This is a genomic window from Streptomyces sp. NPDC059009 (genome assembly GCF_042740175.1).
Classification (GTDB): domain Bacteria; phylum Actinomycetota; class Actinomycetes; order Streptomycetales; family Streptomycetaceae; genus Streptomyces.
This window is the reverse complement of record NZ_JBHYJB010000011.1, coordinates 171480-188857: the sequence shown is the minus strand read 5'-3', so window position 1 is coordinate 188857 and position 17378 is coordinate 171480. Positions and strand designations below refer to the sequence as shown.

The window sequence follows — 17378 nt, the reverse complement described above, 5'->3', positions numbered from 1 at the left end:
TGAACCACCATTCGAGATCTGGAGAATCGACATTCAGCGCGCGGCGGCCTTCGACCGTCCCCGCATGGGATCAAAGACCCGCCCGGTGACCACCAGGACCCCCTCCACGGCGAGGGCGAGCATCGCCACGAGGAAGGCGCCTGCGACCACTTGAGGCGTGTTCTGGAGGTTGAACCCGGCCGTGATGATCCGCCCGAGTCCCCCCTCGCCCGCCATCGCGGCCAGCGTGGCCGTGGCCACCACCTGCACCCCGGCCGAGCGGACCCCGGTCATGATCAGCGGGTACGCCAGCGGCAGTTCGACGCGCAGGAACAGCTGACGGCCGTTCATGCCCATCCCGCGCGCGGCCTCGACCACCGACCGGTCCACCTCGCGCATCCCGATGTAGGCGTTGGTGAGCAGCGGCGGGATCGCGAAGAGCACCAGGGCGATCAGCGTCGGCGCGTCCCCGTGCTCCCCGAGCGGGGTGAGCGTGAGCAGGATCAGCAGGGCGAGGGTGGGGACCGCACGGCCCACGTTCGAGATGTTGACCGCGAGGGTGCCGCCCTTGCCGATGTGGCCGAGCAGCAGCGCTAGGGGCAGCGCGATCGCGCACGCCACCGCGAGGCACACCCCGCTGAAGTACAGGTGCTCGGCGAGGCGGTGCCACACCCCCTTCTCGCCCTGCCAGTTGGCGCCCGTGGTCAGCCAGTCGTACGCACCGGATATCGCGTTCATGCGGGTTCAGCCACCTTGACCGGGTCCGCCTTGCGCGAGGCGCGGCCGGGACGTATTCGATGGGCCCTCGTCCACGGCGTGAGCAGCCGCTGGAGGCCGAGCAGCAGCAGGTCGGCGACGACGGCCAGGAGCACGCACAGGACCGAGGCCGTGAGGACCTGCGCCTTGAAGGACGTGTCGAGGCCGTCCAGGATCAGCGTGCCGAGGCCGCCGTGGTCCACGATCGCGCCGACCGTGGTCAGGGCCACTGTCGACACCGTGGTGATGCGGACGCCGGCCAGCAGGGCGGGCAGCGCCAGCGGCAGTTCCACCTCCCACAGGAGGCGCAGCGGCCCGTACCCCATGCCGCGCGCGGCGTCCCTGGCCTCTTCGGGGACGGCTCTGAGGCCCGCCAGGATGTTCCGCACGAGGATCGTCAGTGAGTAGAGCACCAGACCCGTCACGACCAGGGACGCCGAGAGTCCGAAGAACGGCAGCAGCAGCGAGAACATCGCGAGGGACGGGATCGAGTAGAGCACCGTCGTCACACCGAGGATCGGGCCGCCGAGGAACGGCCAGCGCCGCGCGAGCAGCGCGAGCGGCAGCGAGACGGCGACCCCGATGGCGACCGCGGCCATGGTGATCCCCACGTGCTGCAGCGTCGCGTCGGTCAACTCCTGACTGCGGGTGCGGAGATATTCGCCGCAGATCCAGTCGTTCGTCACCAGACAGTTCTGCTCGCTCACGCGCCCCACCTCCCCCGAATCCGCGGCCGTATGCCGAACGCCCGGACGCTTTTCCCCCGTGTCTGGCGACCCTAACCCCCAGCACTGACAATCGGTGAGACTCGTCGTACTGGCGCAACATGGCCTTCACACTCCGCCCGCCACAATGGGGAATCATGATCCGGTTCGAGCACGTCACCAAGCGGTACGCGGACGGCACCACGGCCGTCGACGACCTGTCCTTCGAGGTCGCGGAGGGTGAACTGGTCACGCTGGTCGGCCCGTCGGGCTGCGGCAAGACCACGACGATGAAGATGGTGAACCGGCTGATCGAGCCCACGTCCGGCCGGATATTCCTCGAAGGCAAGGACATAGCGGGCGTCGATCCGGTCCAACTCCGGCGCCGCATCGGCTATGTGATCCAGCAGGTCGGCCTCTTCCCGCACAAGACGGTCCTGGAGAACACCGCGACCGTCCCGCACCTCCTCGGCGTGAAGCGCGCCAAGGCCCGCGAGCGCGCCGCCGAGCTCCTCGACCTGGTCGGCCTCGACCCGGCCACGTTCGCTTCCCGCTACCCCGAGCAGCTCTCCGGCGGCCAGCGCCAACGCGTCGGCGTGGCCCGGGCGCTGGCGGCCGATCCGCCGGTGCTCCTGATGGACGAGCCGTTCGGCGCGGTCGACCCGGTCGTACGGGAGCGGCTGCAGAACGAGTTCCTCCGCCTCCAGCAGGCCGTACGCAAGACCGTGCTGTTCGTCACACACGACATCGAGGAAGCCGTCCGGCTCGGGGACCGCATCGCCGTCTACGGGCACGGCCGCATCGAGCAGTTCGACACCCCGTCCACCGTCCTGGGCGCGCCCGCCACGGACTACGTAGCGGACTTCGTCGGCGCGGACCGCGGCCTGAAGCGGCTCTCTGTGACGCCGATCGAGGAGGGCGACCTGGAGCAGCCGCCCGTCGTGCACCTCGACGACCCGCTGCCCGCGGCGCTCGACGCCCGCTGGGCCGTCGTCCTGGACAGCGAGAACAACCTGCACGGCTGGCTCTCCGCCGAGCACGCGCGCCTCGGCAAGGGCACGGTGCGCGAGCACGCCCGCCGCATGGAGGCGTGGCTGCCGGTCGGCGCGAGCCTCAAGCAGGCGTTCGCCACGATGCTGCAGCACGACGCGGGCTGGATCGCCGTCATCGACAAGGAGAGCGAGGGACGCTTCCTCGGGGTCCTCACACCGGCCCGGCTGCACGAGGCGCTGCGGCGCTCGACGGCGGCCGATGCGCGCGACATCGCGCGCGGGGACGTGGAGTTGGAGTCGGTGACGTCGGTCGCCGGGGCCTAGCCCTTGGCGCCCGCCGACCCGGGCGCCTGGTCCCCGAGCCGCCCGCTGATCCACTGGAGGGTGGCGGGGATCTCGCGCCGCCACGTGTTGAAGTTGTGCCCACCGCTGTCGAGCGTGATGGACGAGACCCTGGTGGGCGACTTCACCTTGTCGATGAACTTCAAGGTGTCGTGGTAGTTGTCCTCGCCCTTCTTGCTGCTGCTGACGAGGAGGGAGGTCTTGGGCGGCGGCATGTGGTCGAGGTACCACATCAGGTTCGCGCGGTTCTCCAAGTCCTTGTTCCCGTGGAAGAGATCGCCCGTCGTGACGTCGATGGGCGCCTTGTAGTACGCGGACAGGCCCGCCCCCGCGGCGTAGACGTCGGGGTGGTGCATCGCGAGCTTCAAGGCGCAGTAGCCGCCCGTGGAGTCGCCGATGATGCCCCAGTTGCCGGGCTTCTTGCTGACCCTGTAGTGGTCGGATATCGCCCCGGGCAGGTCCTTGGCGAAGAACGTCTCGGTCTGCGGGCCGCCGGGGATGTCCACGCACTCGGTGTCCCGGGGCGGCGCGACGGTCGGCCGCAGCATCACCAGGATCATCGGCTGCATCTTGCCGTCCTTGGCCTGCTGGTGGGCGGTCTGCGGGTAGTGCAGCCCCTTGATGAGGGCCTCGGCGGTGCCGGGGTAGCCGGTGAGCACGACGGACGCGGGGAACGTGCGGTCCTTGTACTGCGGTTGGAAGTACTCGGGCGGCAGATAGACGTACGCCTGGCTGGCTATGTTCGAGGTGAGGCCGGAGACCTTCACCTTCTGGATCTGGCCGCCGGTCCTGGGCGTCCCGCCGCCCGGCACGTTCACGGTCTGCTTGCCGTCCACCTTGACGGGCCCGTGCGCGCCCGGACCGGTGTCGTGGTCGACGACCACGCCCTGCTCGGTCTCCTGGCCGAAGAGGTCGGCCCACGTCGCGTAGAAGCCGAATGCCTGGTTGGCGGCGAGGCCGACCGAGGCGAAGATCGCCACCTGGGTGGCGAGCAGCAGCCCCACTCGGCCCGTCACGGCCTTCCAGGAACGCCGGGCCAGCCGGGGCCACAGCCAGACCGTCCCGATGAACAGGACGACGGCCAGTAGCACCGCAAGTGCCAGCACTTTGTTACTCGTGAGACCCATGAGGTGATCCTGCCTGCGCTTTCTTCCTGGTGCTCGCGCCCGGTCCCGCGGGACGCTTTTGTCGATCCGGCAGGAGACAGTTTTCGGTCGCTTTTGCCAAGGGGAGTGAACCCACGTCCCCGACCCGACGTCCTAGAGGGCGCAATGTCGCCGGATGCCGCTTTGGCACCGGAATCAAGGTCTCTCGCAGAACCACGGGATGCGATGTCTGTCAGGATAGATGGGGAAATGTCGGGCACGGTTCCGGTTGATGACAGCCGGAACGACGCCAGCCGGATCAGGCGGATCCTTCGCGGACCGCGCCCCGAGGCCGTCCCGACCTTCGTCGCGAGAGCCTGCACTCTCGTCGGCCTGCTCAACATCGCGGCAGGCGTCTTCCCGCGCTTCCGGCACAGCCGGATGCACGCCATCGCCGAGGTCCTGCCCGGCGCCCTCGGCCCCTTCGCCGCCGCCCTGGCGCTCAGCTGCGGCGTCCTGCTGCTCCTGCTCGCCCACGGCCTGCGGCGCAACAAGCGGCGGGCCTGGCGGGCCGCCGTGGTGCTGCTGCCCGCGGGCGCGGTGGCGCAGTTCGCGTACCGGCACTCGGTCATCGGCGTCCTGATCTCCGTCGGCCTTCTCGCGCTCCTGTTGCGCCATCCGGGTGAGTTCAAGGCCCTGCCGGACCCGCGCAGCCGCTGGCGGGCACTGGCCAATTTCGTCCTCCTGGGAGCGGGCTCCATCGGCCTCGGCCTGGTGATCGTCAGCGCCCACCCGAACAAGGTCGTCGGCGACCCGAGCATCACGGACCGGCTGGCCCACGTCATGTACGGCCTGTTCGGCCTGGAGGGCCCCGTCGACTACGCCGGGAACACCTCCTGGACGGTCGGCGCCTCCCTGGGCGCCCTCGGCCTGGTCACCGCCATCACCACGATCTACCTGGCCTTCCGCCCCGAGCACCCGGCCGCCCGTCTCACCGACGACGACGAGGCCCGGCTGCGCACCCTCCTGGAGAAGCACGGCAGCCGCGACTCCCTCGGCCACTTCGCGCTCCGCCGCGACAAGGGCGTCGTGTTCTCGCCCAGCGGCAAGGCGGCGGTCACCTACCGCGTCGTCTCCGGAGTGATGCTCGCGAGCGGCGACCCGATCGGCGACGTGGAGGCATGGCCCGGCGCGATCGAGCGCTTCATGGACGAGGCGAAGGCCCACTCCTGGACCCCGGCCGTCATGGGCTGCTCCGAGACCGGCGGCCAGGTCTGGACCCGCGAGACCGGCCTCGACGCCCTCGAGCTGGGCGACGAGGCGGTGGTGGACGTCGCGGATTTCTCCCTGTCCGGGCGCGCGATGCGCAACGTGCGCCAGATGGTCAAGCGAATCGAGCGCAATGGCTACGAGACGCGGGTCCGGCGCATCCGTGACCTGGGCGAGGCCGAGCTGGAGCGCATCCAGCTCGCCGCCGACGCCTGGCGCGGCACCGACACCGAGCGCGGCTTCTCCATGGCGCTCGGCCGCATCGGCGACCCGAACGACGGGGACTGCCTGATCGCCACCGCCCACAAGGCCGACGAGGAGCCGGGCCCGTACGGGGACCTGAAGGCCGTCCTCCACTTCGTCCCCTGGGGCAAGGACGGCGTCTCCCTGGACCTCATGCGCCGCGACCGCGCGGCCGACCCGGGCATGAACGAACTGCTCATCGTGGCCGCCCTGCAGGCCGCCCCGAAGCTCGGCATCGCCCACGTCTCGCTCAACTTCGCGATGTTCCGCGCCGCACTCGCGCGCGGGGAGAAGATCGGCGCGGGCCCGGTCCTGCGCGCCTGGAGGGGCCTGCTCGTCTTCCTCTCCCGCTGGTTCCAGATCGAGTCGCTGTACAAGTTCAACGCGAAGTTCCGGCCGCGCTGGGAGCCCCGCTTCGTGGTCTACCGCTCCTCCAAGGACCTGCCCCGCATCGGTTTCGCCGCGATGCAGGCCGAGGGCTTCGTGACGCTGGGCCTGCCCGGTTTCCTCCGCCGCGGAGCCCCCAAGCGCCGCCCCTGCCCGCACCACGCCCACGACCACGAGGTGCAGGCGGCCTAGGGCCTGTCCCCACAGCGGCATGGCGGCCCCGCGCGCGGGCCTAGGCTTGGAGGCATGAGTACGTTGCGTGGGCGGGGCCAAGTCGCCGGGCTGCCCGAGTGGGACCGCTGTGCGGTCATGGGCGTCGTGAACGTGACGCCCGACTCCTTCTCCGACGGCGGCCGCTGGTTCGACACCACGGCCGCCGTCAAGCACGGCGTGGACCTGGCCGCCCAGGGCGCCGACCTCGTCGACGTGGGCGGCGAGTCGACCCGGCCCGGCGCCTCGCGCGTGGACGAGGACGAGGAGCTGCGGCGCGTGGTCCCCGTCGTGCGGGGCCTGGCCGCCGAGGGCGTCACGGTCTCCGTGGACACCATGCGCGCCTGTGTCGCCCGGCAGGCGCTCGCCGCGGGCGCCGTCCTCGTCAACGACGTCAGCGGGGGCCTCGCCGACCCCGCCATGGTCCCCTCCGTGGCCGCCGCCGGGGCCCCCTTCGTGGTCATGCACTGGCGCGGCTTCCTCACCGACATCAACGTCAAGCCGGTGTACGAGGACGTGGTCTCCGAAGTCGTCGCCGAGCTCCACGCGCGCGTGGAGGCCGCCGTCGAGGGCGGCATCGCGCCGGAGCACATCGTCGTCGACCCGGGCCTCGGCTTCTCCAAGGAGGCCGAGCACGACCTGGCGCTCCTGGCCCGTCTCGACCGGCTCCAGGAGCTCGGCCGCCCCCTCCTGGTCGCCGCCTCCCGCAAGCGGTTCCTCGGCAGTGTCCTCGCGGGCCCCGAGGGCGCCCCGCCGCCCGCCCGCGAGCGCGACGCCGCCACCGCCGCCGTCTCCGCCATCGCCGCCCACCAGGGCGCCTGGGCGGTGCGCGTGCACGAGGTGCGGGCGACGGCCGACGCCGTCCGCGTGGCCCGCGCCGTGACCGGAGCGGCGGCCCCCCGGTGACGGGCGCATCGGCTCCCAAGGAGACCGACGCCGAGCAGGTCGAGACCGCCAACACGGCGTTCTACGAGGCCCTGGAGCGCGGCGACTTCGACGCGGTGTCCGGCCTCTGGCTGGAGGACGGCGAGTACCACGAGGACGCCGAGATCTCCTGCGTGCACCCCGGCTGGCCGGTGCTCACGGGCCGCGGCGAGGTCCTCAGGTCGTACGCGCTGATCATGGCGAACACGGAGTACATCCAGTTCTTCCTGACCGACGTGCACATCGGCGTCGCCGGTGACACCGCCCTGGTGACCTGTACCGAGAACATCCTCAGCGGCGGCCCCGCGCCCGAGGCCGGCGAGGAGCTCGGCCCGCTCGTCGGTCAGCTCGTCGTCGCCACGAATGTGTTCCGGCGCACATCCGAGGGCTGGAAGCTCTGGTCACACCACGCGTCACCCGTGCTTGCCGAATCCGACGACTCCGAGAGCGACGAGACACCCTCATGAGTGGGTAGGGGCCAAGAAGTGGTTGGGATCACACCGCCTGGGTAGGGGCGGCTACCAGCCCGGACCGCCGTGTTCCGCGAGGGGTCGGGCCCCCCGCGGGCGAGCGCTGTCGGTGCTCGCAGGTAGATTCGATTGAGGCTGCTGTGCCGACCGCACTCGGTACAGGACGGCCGTTACCGACGATTGCAGGAGTGATTCGCGTGGATCGTGTCGCGCTGCGCGGCCTGAAGGCCCGCGGGCACCACGGTGTCTATCCGCGGGAACGCGAAGAGGGCCAGACCTTCATCGTGGATCTTGTCCTTGGCCTGGACACCCGGGCGGCCGCGGCCGACGACGACCTGGCGAAGACCGTGCACTACGGCGTAGTGGCCGAGGAGGTCGTGGCCGTCGTCCAGGGCGAGGCCGTCGACCTGATCGAGACGCTCTCCGAGCGCATCGCCCAAGCCTGCCTGAAGCACGACGGCGTCCTGGAGGTCGAGGTGACCGTGCACAAGCCGGACGCCCCGATCACTGTCCCGTTCGACGACGTGACCATCACGATCACCCGGAGCCGAGTATGACTGCGCCCTTCAAAGCAGGTCAGAGCGACCCGACCGTCCAGCCGGTGCCCGCCTCCGTCGTGGAGCAGGTGGATGCCGCCGACACGACCCTGTCGAACCCGAAACGCGCCGTGATCTCCCTCGGCAGCAATCTCGGCAACCGCCTGGAGACCCTCCAGGGCGCCATCGACGCCCTCGAGGACACCCCCGGCCTGCGCGTGAAGGCCGTCTCCCCGGTGTACGAGACGGAGCCCTGGGGCGTCGAGCCGGGCACCCAGCCGACGTACTTCAACGCGGTCGTCGTGGTGAAGACGACCCTCCCGCCCTCCTCCCTCCTGGAGCGCGCCCACGCCGTCGAGGAGGCGTTCCACCGCGTCCGGGACGAGCACTGGGGCCCCCGCACGATCGACGTGGACATCGTGGCGTACGCGGACGTCGTCTCGGACGACCCGGCGCTCACCCTCCCCCACCCACGCGCGCATGAACGTGCCTTCGTGCTCGCCCCCTGGCACGACATCGAGCCCGAGGCGCAGCTCGCCGACCGCGGCCCGGTGGCCCAGCTCCTGGACACCGTCACCCGCGAGGGCGTCGCGGCACGCGCCGACCTGGAACTCCGGCTGCCCGAGTAATCGTTAGGGTCTACCGGGTACTCGCACAGGGAACAGGGGAAACGGCACTGTGAAGCAGCTGCGCGTCCGGACGCTGGCCGGACTCTTCGTGGTGGCCGGCGTGCTGTCCTGGGCGGGTGCCCGCCTGTGGGACTCGGTCGGTTCGCTGCCGCGGGTCCCGCTGGCCGCGCCCATCGTCCTCGCGGTGATCGCCGCGGTGCTGCTGGCGACGGCCCTCTCGCTCCGGGCCCGGCTGCGCGCCCAGCGCGAGCGGCGCCCCGGCGCCAAGGGCGTGGAGCCGATGATGGCCGCCCGCGCCGTCGTCTTCGGCCAGGCCAGCGCCCTGGTCGCCGCCCTCGTCGCCGGGATGTACGGCGGCACGGGCGTCTTCCTGCTCTCGTACCTGGACGTCCCGGCCCGCCGCGACCAGGCGATCTACGCCGGGTTCTCGACCCTCGCGGGCATCGCGGTGATAGCGACCGCCTTCTTCATGGAGCGCGTCTGCAAGCTCCCTGAGGACGACGACGAGGACGGCCACGGGGGCGCGGCCTCCCCGGTCTGACACGCCCCACACCGGCCTGACCGCGCCCCACGCCCGCCCTTACAGCAGCGTCCCGCCCTCGACCCGCGTCTCGTCGAGGATCCCGTCGAGCCGGGCGAGGACCTCCGCGTCGAGCGTCACGCGCGCGGCGGCGAGGTTCTCCTCGATGTGACCGGGCGTACGGCTGCCGGGAATCGGCACGACGTTCGGGTCCTGGTGCAGCAGCCAGGCGAGCGCCAACTGCGCCGGGGTGATGCCGAGTTCCTCGGCGATGCCGCGCACCGGGGCGAACCGGTCGTTGTTGGCCTTCAGGTTGGCGGCGTCGAAGCGCGGCGAGTTCTGCCGGAAGTCCCCCTCGTCGACCTTGCCGACCTGCCCCGTCAGGAACCCGGCCCCGAGCGGCGACCAGGGCACCAGACCGACCCCCAACTCCCTCGCCGTCGCGAGCAGTTCCGCCTCGGCGGGCCGCCACATGGACCACTCGATCTGCACCGCGGAGACCGGGTGCACGGCGTGCGCGGCCCGCAGCTGCTCGGCGGTCACGTTGGAGAGCCCCAGATGACGTACGAGACCGTCCTGGATCAGCTCCGAGACCGCCCCCACGGTGTCCTCGAAGGGCACCTGCGGGTCCGGGAAGTGCGGGTAGTACAGATCGATGTAGTCCGTCCCGAGCCCGCGCAGGCTGGCCTCGGCATAGCCGCGCACATGCTTGGGCTCGGCGTTGACCGCCAGCTCCCCGAAGGCGTACCCCACGGGGAACGGGTGCGCCTCGACGCCCTCGGGAAGCCGGAAGCCGAACTTGGTGGCTATCGCGACCTGTTCGCGGCGGCCCTTCAGGGCCCTCCCGACGAGCCGCTCATTGTGTCCGTCGGCGCCATAGCCGTCCGAGGTGTCGATGAGCGTGGCACCCGCATCGAGCGCGGCGAGCAGCGCCCGCTCGCCCCGCTCGTCGTCGACCTCCCCGTACACACCGGGCGAGAGCACCATCGCTCCGTAGCCGAGCGCGGAAACCTCAAGACCGCCGAGCCGGCGGGTGGGCAGTGACTGCTGCTGAGCCATGACAGGCATCTCCGTCCGAGACATACGCAAGAACAGGTCCGTAACTGTGATCCGTTACGCCCCGGAGTCTTCCGCCACCCCGCACCGCCGTCCAATGCCTGTTCCCATAACCACCGGCTATCGAAGGGGTCCCTCCTGCGGAAAACCCCCGGCTACAGCAGCGTCGCGCCCTCGACCGGTGTCTCCTTGAGGATCCCGTCGAGCCGCGCCAACACATCTGGACCGAGGACCACTTGTGCTGCGGCGAGGTTCTCCTCGATGTGCTTCGGCGTGCGGCTGCCCGGAATCGGCACCACGTTCGGGCCCTGGTGCAGCAACCAGGCGAGCGCCAACTGACCCGGAGTGACGCCCAGTTCGGCGGCGAAGCCCCGCACGGGCACGAACCGGTCGTTGTTGATCTTCAGGTTGGCGGCGCCGAAGCGCGGCGCGTTCCACCGGAAGTCGCCCTCGTCGACCCTGTTGACCTGCCCCGTCAGAAAGCCGGCCCCGAGCGGCGACCAGGGCACCAGACCCACCCCCAACTCCCGCGCCGCCGCCAGCAGTTCCACATCGATCGGCCGCCACATCGCCCACTCGTTCTGCACCGCCGCGACCGGGCGCTCGGCATGCGCCGCCCGCAGCTGAGCAGCCGTCACGTTGGAGAGCCCCACATGCCGTACGAGACCGGCGTCGATCAGCTCGCCGACCGCCCCCACCGTCTCCGCCAACGGCACCTGCGGGTCCGGGAAGTGCGGGTAGTACAGATCGATGTAGTCCGTGTCCAGCCTGCGCAGACTGGCCTCGGCATAGCCGCGTACGTACCTCGGGTCACCGTTGACCACCAGCTCGCCGAAGGAGTACCCCACGGGGAACGGGTGCGGCTCGGCGCCCTCCACGAGCTGGAGGCCGAACTTCGTGGCGAGCACGACCTGTTCGCGGCGGCCCTTCAGGGCCTTCCCGATGAGCCATTCGTTGTGCCCCTCGGGGCCGTAGTCGTCCGAGGTGTCGATGAACGTGACGCCCGCGTCGACCGCCGCGAGCAGCGCACGCTCACCACGCTCGTCGTCGACCTCCCCGTAGATCCCCGGCGAGAGGGGCACCGCCCCATAGCCGAGCGCGGACACCTCGAGACCGCCGAGCCGACGGGTGGGCAATGACTGCGGATCCATGAAAGGAATCTCCGTCCGTGATGAACGTCAGACCGTGATCCCCCACGACCACCAGTCTTCCCCACCACGGATCGGTGTCCCCTGCAACAGAAGGGAAGTTGAGAGAAATCCTCTGTTCAGCGCCCGATGATCAAGCTCATCGCCTCATTGCGCGTCGCCGGATCCCGCAGCTGGCCGCGGACCGCCGACGTGATCGTCTTGGCGCCCGGCTTGCGCACCCCGCGCATCGTCATGCACATGTGCTCGCACTCGACGACGACGATCACCCCGCGCGGCTCCAGGATCTCCATCAGGGAGTCCGCGATCTGTGTGGTCAAACGCTCCTGCACCTGCGGGCGGCGCGAGTACACGTCCACCAGGCGGGCCAGCTTCGACAGGCCGGTGATCTTCCCGTCCGTCGACGGGATGTAGCCGACGTGGGCGACGCCCACGAACGGCACCAGGTGGTGCTCGCAGCTGCTCTGCACCTCGATGTCCTTGACCAGGACCATCTCGTCGTGCCCCAGGTCGAACGTCGTCGTCAGGACGTCCTCGGGCTTCTGCCACAGACCCGCGAATATCTCCTTGTACGCGCGTGCCACGCGGCCGGGCGTCTCCCTGAGGCCCTCCCGGTCCGGGTCCTCGCCGACCGCGATCAGGAGCTCCCGCACGGCATTCTCGGCTCGCTTCTCGTCGAACTCACCGATCGTGCCCTCGCCGTCGAGCGTCACGGGGTCGGTCATCTGTGCCTCGTTCCTGTGCGTGTCACGCCTGGTTCACCGCGCGGCCGGAAAACGCCGCGCCCCCCAGGCTAAAACCTGGGGGGCGCGGCATCCATTCCGGGCCTGCTGGGGCAGGTGGGATCAGCTCTCGGGGCGGTCCTCCGGGGCCACCTCGATGGGCTGGGTCTCACCCGGGGCGGCGGTCACCGCGGGGGTGGCGCCGTTCGCCCCGTTCGTCAGCGACAGCTCCTTGGGGGAGAGCACCGGCGGGCGGGTCGAGGGCGTACGCCGCGAGGAACCGGTCCACGCCGGGCGGGCCGGGCGCTTCACGATCGGCGCGAAGATCTCGGCGATCTGCTCCTTGCCGAGGGTCTCCTTCTCGAGGAGCTGGAGGACCAGGTTGTCGAGAACGTCGCGGTTCTCGACGAGGATCTCCCACGCCTCGTTGTGCGCGGTCTCGATGAGCTTCTTGACCTCTTCGTCGACCAGCGCCGCGACCTCTTCCGAGTAGTCCCGCTGGTGCGCCATCTCGCGCCCGAGGAACGGCTCGCTGTTGTCGCCGCCGAACTTGATCGCACCGAGGCGCTCGGTCATGCCGTACTGCGTGACCATCGCGCGGGCCGTGGTCGTGGCCTTCTCGATGTCGTTGGCCGCGCCCGTCGTCGGGTCGTGGAAGACGAGCTCCTCGGCCGCGCGGCCGCCCAGCATGTACGCGAGCTGGTCCAGCATCTCGTTGCGCGTGGTCGAGTACTTGTCCTCGTCCGGCAGGACCATGGTGTAGCCCAGGGCCCGGCCGCGCGACAGGATCGTGATCTTGTGGACCGGGTCCGAGTTCGGAGACGCCGCCGCGACCAGGGCGTGACCGCCCTCGTGGTACGCGGTGATCTTCTTCTCCTTGTCGGACATGATCCGCGTGCGCTTCTGCGGACCGGCCACGACGCGGTCGATCGCCTCGTCCAGCATGGAGTTGTCGATCAGCTTCTTGTCGCTGCGGGCGGTGAGCAGCGCGGCCTCGTTCAGCACGTTGCTCAGGTCCGCGCCGGTGAAGCCCGGCGTACGGCGGGCGACCGCGGACAGGTCGACGTCCGGAGCGACCGGCTTGCCCTTCTGGTGGACCTTGAGGATCTCCAGACGGCCCTGCATGTCCGGGCGGTCGACGGCGATCTGCCGGTCGAAGCGGCCGGGGCGCAGGAGCGCCGGGTCGAGGATGTCCGGGCGGTTCGTGGCGGCGATCAGGATGACCCCGCCCTTCACGTCGAAGCCGTCCATCTCGACGAGCAGCTGGTTGAGCGTCTGCTCGCGCTCGTCGTGGCCACCGCCGAGACCGGCGCCGCGGTGACGTCCCACCGCGTCGATCTCGTCGACGAAGACGATCGCCGGGGCGTTCGCCTTGGCCTGCTCGAAGAGGTCACGGACTCGGGAGGCACCGACACCGACGAACATCTCGACGAAGTCGGAACCGGAGATCGAGTAGAACGGCACCCCGGCCTCACCGGCGACGGCACGCGCGAGCAGCGTCTTACCGGTACCGGGCGGGCCGTAGAGCAGCACACCCTTGGGGATCTTGGCGCCGACGGCCTGGAACTTCGCCGGCTCCTGGAGGAACTCCTTGATCTCGTGGAGCTCCTCGACGGCCTCGTCGGACCCCGCCACATCGGAGAAGGTCGTCTTCGGGGTGTCCTTGGTGATCAGCTTGGCCTTGGACTTCCCGAAGTTCATGACCCGGGAGCCGCCGCCCTGCATCTGATTCATCAGGAACAGGAAGACGACGACGATGAGGACGAAGGGGAGCAGCGAGAGCAGGATCCCGACGAAGGGGTTCTGCTTCGACGGCGAGACGGTGTACCCGTCCGGAATCTGCTTGTCCTGGTACTTGGCCTGCAGAGTCTTGGCGATCTCGACGCCCTGGTCGCCGATGTAGCTCGCCTGGATCTTGCTGCTGTCCTTGACCTTCTGGCCGTCCTTGAGCTCGACCTTGATGATCGACTCGTCACCGGTGGTGAGCTTGGCGGACTCGACCTTGTTGTCGTTGATCGCCTGCACGACCTGGCCGGTGTCCACCGTCTTGTAGCCGCCGGACGAACCGACGACCTGCATCAACACGACCACGGCAAGGACGGCCAGCACGATCCACATGACTGGCCCACGGAAGTATCGCTTCACGTCCATCCATACGGAGCGGAATTCGCCCCGTCCCTCCTGCCATAGTGAGTTTGATAAAGACTGTTCTTCGGACGGTACCCCAGCATTGTGACCCGAAGCCGCACGGGACGGCTGCCAATCCCGCCTTCGCATGCTCCAACGGCGGGAAACGGGTGAGGGTTCCCAAGCGTCCTACAGAGGTTGAGCCGTGCGCCAGCGGCGCCGCTCAGCCGCCGTACACGTGCGGCGCGAGCGTGCCGACGAACGGCAGGTTCCGGTACTTCTCCGCGTAGTCAAGGCCGTAGCCCACGACGAACTCGTTGGGGATGTCGAAGCCGACCCACTCCACGTCGATCGCGACCTTGGCGGCCTCCGGCTTGCGCAGCAGCGTGCACACCTTGAGGGAGGCGGGCTCGCGCGAGCCGAGGTTGGAGAGCAGCCAGGACAGCGTCAGCCCGGAGTCGATGATGTCCTCGACGATCAGGACGTGCTTGCCCTTGATGTCGGTGTCCAGGTCCTTGAGGATGCGGACCACTCCGGAGGACTGGGTGCCCGCGCCGTACGAGGACACGGCCATCCAGTCCATCGTGAGCGGGGTGGACAGGGCGCGCGCCAGGTCCGCCATGACCATCACGGCGCCCTTGAGGACACCGACGATCAGCAGGTCCTTGCCCGCGTACTCCACATCGATCTTCGCGGCCAGCTCGGCCAGCTTCGCGTCGATCTCTTCCTTGGTGATGAGCACCGACTGAAGGTCGGTGCCCATGTCTTTCGCGTCCACCCGCATCACTTTCGGTCGTCCCACCGGCCGGGCCGGGTCTCCCTGATCCCCCTGCGGAACAGGACCCTCGTCAGCCTTGCCGGATGACCAGTCTGCCACCCTGCCGCTGAGCGACCACCTTGCCCGGGAGATTGATGGCTCCCTGGCCGCGCCAGCCCGTGATCAGCCGGTCGACTTCCTCGATGTGGCGCGCGAAGAGCGAACCGGCCGGCGCCCCCGCCTCGATGGCGGCACGGCGCAGGATCCGGCGGCGCACCGCGGGCGGCAGGGCGTAGAGCTTGGCGCACTCCAGGAGCCCGGCGGGGTCGCGCACCGTCGACTCGGCCTGGGCGGCCCACTCGTCGAGCGCGTCGGCGTCGTCACGGGACAGCTGGGCCGTCCGGGCGAGGGCCTCGACGACGCCCTTGCCGAGCGCCTTCTCCAGGGCGGGCAGGCCCTCGTGGCGCAGGCGGGAGCGGGTGTACGCGGGGTCGGTGTTGTGCGGGTCGTCCCAGACGGCGAGGGATTGGACCAGGCACGCCTTGCGGGCGGTCTGCCGGTCGATGTGCAGGAAGGGGCGGCGGTAGCGGCGGGGCGCCGCGGGGGTGCCGGAGACGGCGGCCATCCCGGACAGCGAGCGGATGCCGGACCCGCGGGCCAGGCCGAGCAGGACCGTCTCTGCCTGGTCGTCACGGGTGTGGCCGAGCAGGACCGCGGCGGCGCCGAGGCGCTCTGCGGCGGCGTCGAGCGCGGCGTAGCGGGCGTCGCGGGCGGCCGCCTCGGGGCCGCCGTCCCGGCCGACGTCCACGGCCACGGACTCCACGGGGTCCAGGCGCAGGCCGGTGAGCCGGGCGACAACCTCCGCGGCGCGCAGGTCCGAGCCGGGCTGCAGGCCGTGGTCGACGGTGATGCCGCCGGCGCGGATGCCGAGCTTGGGGGCTTCGAAGGCGAGGGCGGAGGCCAGCGCCATGGAGTCGGCGCCGCCGGAGCATGCGACGAGCACGAGCGGCGGGGGCGGCGGCTCGTGTGGGGTCTGTGGGGGGACGTGCTCGATGCGCTGAGCGTGTTCGGTCAGTACGTCGTGGAGTACGCGGCGGACCGCCAGGCGTATCGCCGCGACCGCAGGATGGGGACCCATGTCCGGTATCCCTTCAGGAAATGTCGGTGTGAGCCTCGGACCAGTCACTGAAGACCAACTGGGGAAACCGAGTCTCGTCACGCCCCGGAAGACCCGGACGCCTCGAGAGTTCGGTCACTCAGAGTGTGTCGATGGTGACAGAGCCGAGCCGTTACCCGAGCATTGCACGCCTACCCATGGCTCACGGTCCCTCGGACGGGTGATTGCGGGGGCGTTCTCCTGCCACCGGCCGCATCCAGTTCCTCACTCTGCCTTACGGTGCACCCGCGCGACCCAGTCCGCCGGTTTGGCGATCTCCGCCTTGGTCGGGAGCGTGTTCGGAGAGGTCCAGACGCGGTTGAAGCCGTCCATGCCGACCTCCTCCACGACGGCGCGCACGAAGCGCTCCCCGTCGCGGTACTGGCGCAGCTTCGCGTCCAGGCCGAGGAGCTTGCGCAGCGCCTGGTCGAGGCGGCTCGCGCCGCGGGCCCTGCGCTCCTTGAACTTCTCGCGGATCTCGGCCACCGACGGCACCACGGCCGGGCCCACGCCGTCCATCACGAAGTCCGCGTGGCCCTCCAGGAGGGACATCACGGCGGTGAGGCGGGCGAGGATCTCGCGCTGGGCGGGGGTCTGCACCAGCTCGACGATGGAGCGGCCGCCGTCGTCCTGCTCCCCCTCGGGGCGGCCGCCCGCGAACGACTGGGCGGCCTCGCGCACCCGCTCCAGGACCGTCGTCGGGTCGACCTCGGTCTCGCCCAGGAACGACTGGATCTCGCCCTCGAGGTGGTCGCGGAGCCAGGGGACGGCCGAGAACTGGGTGCGGTGCGTCTCCTCGTGCAGGCAGACCCAGAGCCTGAAGTCATGCGGGTCCACGTCGAGTTCGCGCTCCACGTGGACGACGTTCGGGGCGACGAGGAGGAGCCTGCCGCCGCCGTTCTCCCCGGCCGGGAGCTCTCGGGTGGCGGGGGCGAAGGTCTCGTACTGGCCGAGGACGCGGGAGGCGAGGAAGGAGAGCAGCATCCCGAGCTCCACGCCGGTGACCTTGCCGCCGACCGCGCCGAGCACCGCGCCGCCGGGGCCGCTGCCGCGCTTGTCCTGCATCTTCTCCAGGAGGGGCTTGAGGATCTCCCGGAACCCCGCCACGTTCGCCCGGACCCAGCCTGCTCGGTCCACGACGAGGACGGGGGTGTCGTGGGTCTCGTCCGTCCCCATCCTGGTGAAGGAACGGACGTGCTCCTCCGAGGACTTGGCGTGCCGTCGCAGCTCCGCGACCACCGCGCGCGCCTCGTCCCGGCTCACCTCGGGGCCCGGCCGCACCAGCCGGGTCGCGGTCGCCACCGCGAGATTCCAGTCGACCATCTCGGCACCACCGATGCTCGTCATGGCGTCAACGGTACGTGGT

At 70.2% G+C, this 17378-nt stretch carries 17 protein-coding genes; 7 read left to right on the top strand and 10 right to left on the bottom strand.

The annotated features are described in order from the left end of the window. Positions 1-33: 33 nt before the first annotated feature. Both ACFWYM_RS14100 and ACFWYM_RS14095 read right to left on the bottom strand, forming a co-directional pair. Positions 34-717: an ABC transporter permease gene (locus tag ACFWYM_RS14100; protein WP_384835113.1), complete on the bottom strand. Its 684-nt coding sequence runs from the start codon at positions 715-717 to the stop codon at positions 34-36. Beyond that, on the bottom strand, positions 714-1442 hold the full coding sequence (locus tag ACFWYM_RS14095; protein WP_384835110.1) for an ABC transporter permease: 729 nt from the start codon (positions 1440-1442) through the stop codon (positions 714-716). Before ACFWYM_RS14095 ends, ACFWYM_RS14100 begins: the two co-directional genes overlap by 4 nt. Before the next feature lie 155 nt (positions 1443-1597). Between ACFWYM_RS14095 and ACFWYM_RS14090 the strand changes: the two genes are divergently transcribed. Continuing rightward, positions 1598-2755: an ABC transporter ATP-binding protein gene (locus ACFWYM_RS14090; RefSeq protein WP_384835108.1), complete on the top strand. Its 1158-nt coding sequence runs from the start codon at positions 1598-1600 to the stop codon at positions 2753-2755. On the opposite strand, the gene ACFWYM_RS14085 is transcribed toward ACFWYM_RS14090, so the two are convergent. Then, complete coding sequence (locus tag ACFWYM_RS14085) at positions 2752-3900, bottom strand: alpha/beta hydrolase (protein WP_384835105.1); 1149 nt, start codon at positions 3898-3900, stop codon at positions 2752-2754. The two genes, ACFWYM_RS14090 and ACFWYM_RS14085, sit on opposite strands and share 4 nt — an antisense overlap. 228 nt (positions 3901-4128) lie before the next feature. Here ACFWYM_RS14085 and ACFWYM_RS14080 point away from each other — a divergent pair, with 228 nt between their 5' ends. The 6 genes from ACFWYM_RS14080 (at position 4129) to ACFWYM_RS14055 (ending at position 9067) form a co-directional block, all read left to right on the top strand. Then, positions 4129-5949: a phosphatidylglycerol lysyltransferase domain-containing protein gene (locus tag ACFWYM_RS14080; RefSeq protein ID WP_384835102.1), complete on the top strand. Its 1821-nt coding sequence runs from the start codon at positions 4129-4131 to the stop codon at positions 5947-5949. Positions 5950-6003: 54 nt separating this feature from the next. Then, entirely contained in the window at positions 6004-6873 is an 870-nt protein-coding gene (folP, locus tag ACFWYM_RS14075) for a dihydropteroate synthase (protein WP_384835099.1), read from the top strand. Continuing rightward, positions 6870-7358: a nuclear transport factor 2 family protein gene (locus tag ACFWYM_RS14070; protein ID WP_384835096.1), complete on the top strand. Its 489-nt coding sequence runs from the start codon at positions 6870-6872 to the stop codon at positions 7356-7358. Before folP ends, ACFWYM_RS14070 begins: the two co-directional genes overlap by 4 nt. A 200-nt stretch (positions 7359-7558) precedes the next feature. Beyond that, positions 7559-7918, top strand: coding sequence for a dihydroneopterin aldolase (folB, locus tag ACFWYM_RS14065; RefSeq protein WP_384835093.1), 360 nt, complete (start codon positions 7559-7561; stop codon positions 7916-7918). Next, entirely contained in the window at positions 7915-8526 is a 612-nt protein-coding gene (gene folK / locus ACFWYM_RS14060) for a 2-amino-4-hydroxy-6-hydroxymethyldihydropteridine diphosphokinase (RefSeq protein WP_384835090.1), read from the top strand. The genes folB and folK overlap by 4 nt, the downstream gene beginning before the upstream one ends. Before the next feature lie 49 nt (positions 8527-8575). Next, positions 8576-9067 (top strand): DUF3180 domain-containing protein, encoded by a 492-nt coding sequence (locus tag ACFWYM_RS14055; RefSeq protein WP_384835087.1) that lies wholly within the window; start codon positions 8576-8578, stop codon positions 9065-9067. 39 nt (positions 9068-9106) lie between these two features. On the opposite strand, the gene ACFWYM_RS14050 is transcribed toward ACFWYM_RS14055, so the two are convergent. The 7 genes from ACFWYM_RS14050 to ACFWYM_RS14020 all read right to left on the bottom strand — a co-directional run bounded on the left by ACFWYM_RS14050 (position 9107) and on the right by ACFWYM_RS14020 (position 17359). After that, positions 9107-10105, bottom strand: coding sequence for an aldo/keto reductase (locus ACFWYM_RS14050; RefSeq protein WP_384835084.1), 999 nt, complete (start codon positions 10103-10105; stop codon positions 9107-9109). 152 nt (positions 10106-10257) lie between these two features. After that, on the bottom strand, positions 10258-11253 hold the full coding sequence (locus tag ACFWYM_RS14045) for an aldo/keto reductase (protein WP_384835081.1): 996 nt from the start codon (positions 11251-11253) through the stop codon (positions 10258-10260). A 116-nt stretch (positions 11254-11369) separates the two neighbouring features. Then, positions 11370-11975, bottom strand: a complete 606-nt coding sequence (gene folE, locus ACFWYM_RS14040) for a GTP cyclohydrolase I FolE (RefSeq protein ID WP_384835078.1) — start codon at positions 11973-11975, stop codon at positions 11370-11372. A 120-nt stretch (positions 11976-12095) separates the two neighbouring features. Then, positions 12096-14123, bottom strand: coding sequence for an ATP-dependent zinc metalloprotease FtsH (gene ftsH / locus ACFWYM_RS14035; RefSeq protein ID WP_384835075.1), 2028 nt, complete (start codon positions 14121-14123; stop codon positions 12096-12098). Positions 14124-14322: 199 nt separating this feature from the next. Further along, positions 14323-14883 (bottom strand): hypoxanthine phosphoribosyltransferase, encoded by a 561-nt coding sequence (hpt, locus tag ACFWYM_RS14030; protein WP_384835232.1) that lies wholly within the window; start codon positions 14881-14883, stop codon positions 14323-14325. Between the two features lie 64 nt (positions 14884-14947). Further along, positions 14948-15994, bottom strand: a complete 1047-nt coding sequence (gene tilS, locus ACFWYM_RS14025) for a tRNA lysidine(34) synthetase TilS (RefSeq protein ID WP_384835072.1) — start codon at positions 15992-15994, stop codon at positions 14948-14950. Between the two features lie 243 nt (positions 15995-16237). Next, positions 16238-17359, bottom strand: a complete 1122-nt coding sequence (locus tag ACFWYM_RS14020) for a zinc-dependent metalloprotease (RefSeq protein ID WP_384835069.1) — start codon at positions 17357-17359, stop codon at positions 16238-16240. Positions 17360-17378: the final 19 nt, after the last annotated feature.

Bases quoted from the DNA above. Each gene is read 5' to 3' on its own strand.
- folP (WP_384835099.1), top strand. From the start codon at position 6,004: ATGAGTACGTTGCGTGGGCGGGGCCAAGTCGCCGGGCTGCCCGAGTGG.
- ACFWYM_RS14080 (WP_384835102.1), top strand. From the start codon at position 4,129: ATGTCGGGCACGGTTCCGGTTGATGACAGCCGGAACGACGCCAGCCGG.
- ACFWYM_RS14100 (WP_384835113.1), bottom strand. From the start codon at position 717: ATGAACGCGATATCCGGTGCGTACGACTGGCTGACCACGGGCGCCAAC.
- ACFWYM_RS14050 (WP_384835084.1), bottom strand. From the start codon at position 10,105: ATGGCTCAGCAGCAGTCACTGCCCACCCGCCGGCTCGGCGGTCTTGAG.
- ACFWYM_RS14085 (WP_384835105.1), bottom strand. From the start codon at position 3,900: ATGGGTCTCACGAGTAACAAAGTGCTGGCACTTGCGGTGCTACTGGCC.
- hpt (WP_384835232.1), bottom strand. From the start codon at position 14,883: ATGCGGGTGGACGCGAAAGACATGGGCACCGACCTTCAGTCGGTGCTC.
- ftsH (WP_384835075.1), bottom strand. From the start codon at position 14,123: ATGGACGTGAAGCGATACTTCCGTGGGCCAGTCATGTGGATCGTGCTG.
- ACFWYM_RS14090 (WP_384835108.1), top strand. From the start codon at position 1,598: ATGATCCGGTTCGAGCACGTCACCAAGCGGTACGCGGACGGCACCACG.
- tilS (WP_384835072.1), bottom strand. From the start codon at position 15,994: ATGGGTCCCCATCCTGCGGTCGCGGCGATACGCCTGGCGGTCCGCCGC.
- folE (WP_384835078.1), bottom strand. From the start codon at position 11,975: ATGACCGACCCCGTGACGCTCGACGGCGAGGGCACGATCGGTGAGTTC.
- folK (WP_384835090.1), top strand. From the start codon at position 7,915: ATGACTGCGCCCTTCAAAGCAGGTCAGAGCGACCCGACCGTCCAGCCG.
- ACFWYM_RS14045 (WP_384835081.1), bottom strand. From the start codon at position 11,253: ATGGATCCGCAGTCATTGCCCACCCGTCGGCTCGGCGGTCTCGAGGTG.
- ACFWYM_RS14020 (WP_384835069.1), bottom strand. From the start codon at position 17,359: ATGACGAGCATCGGTGGTGCCGAGATGGTCGACTGGAATCTCGCGGTG.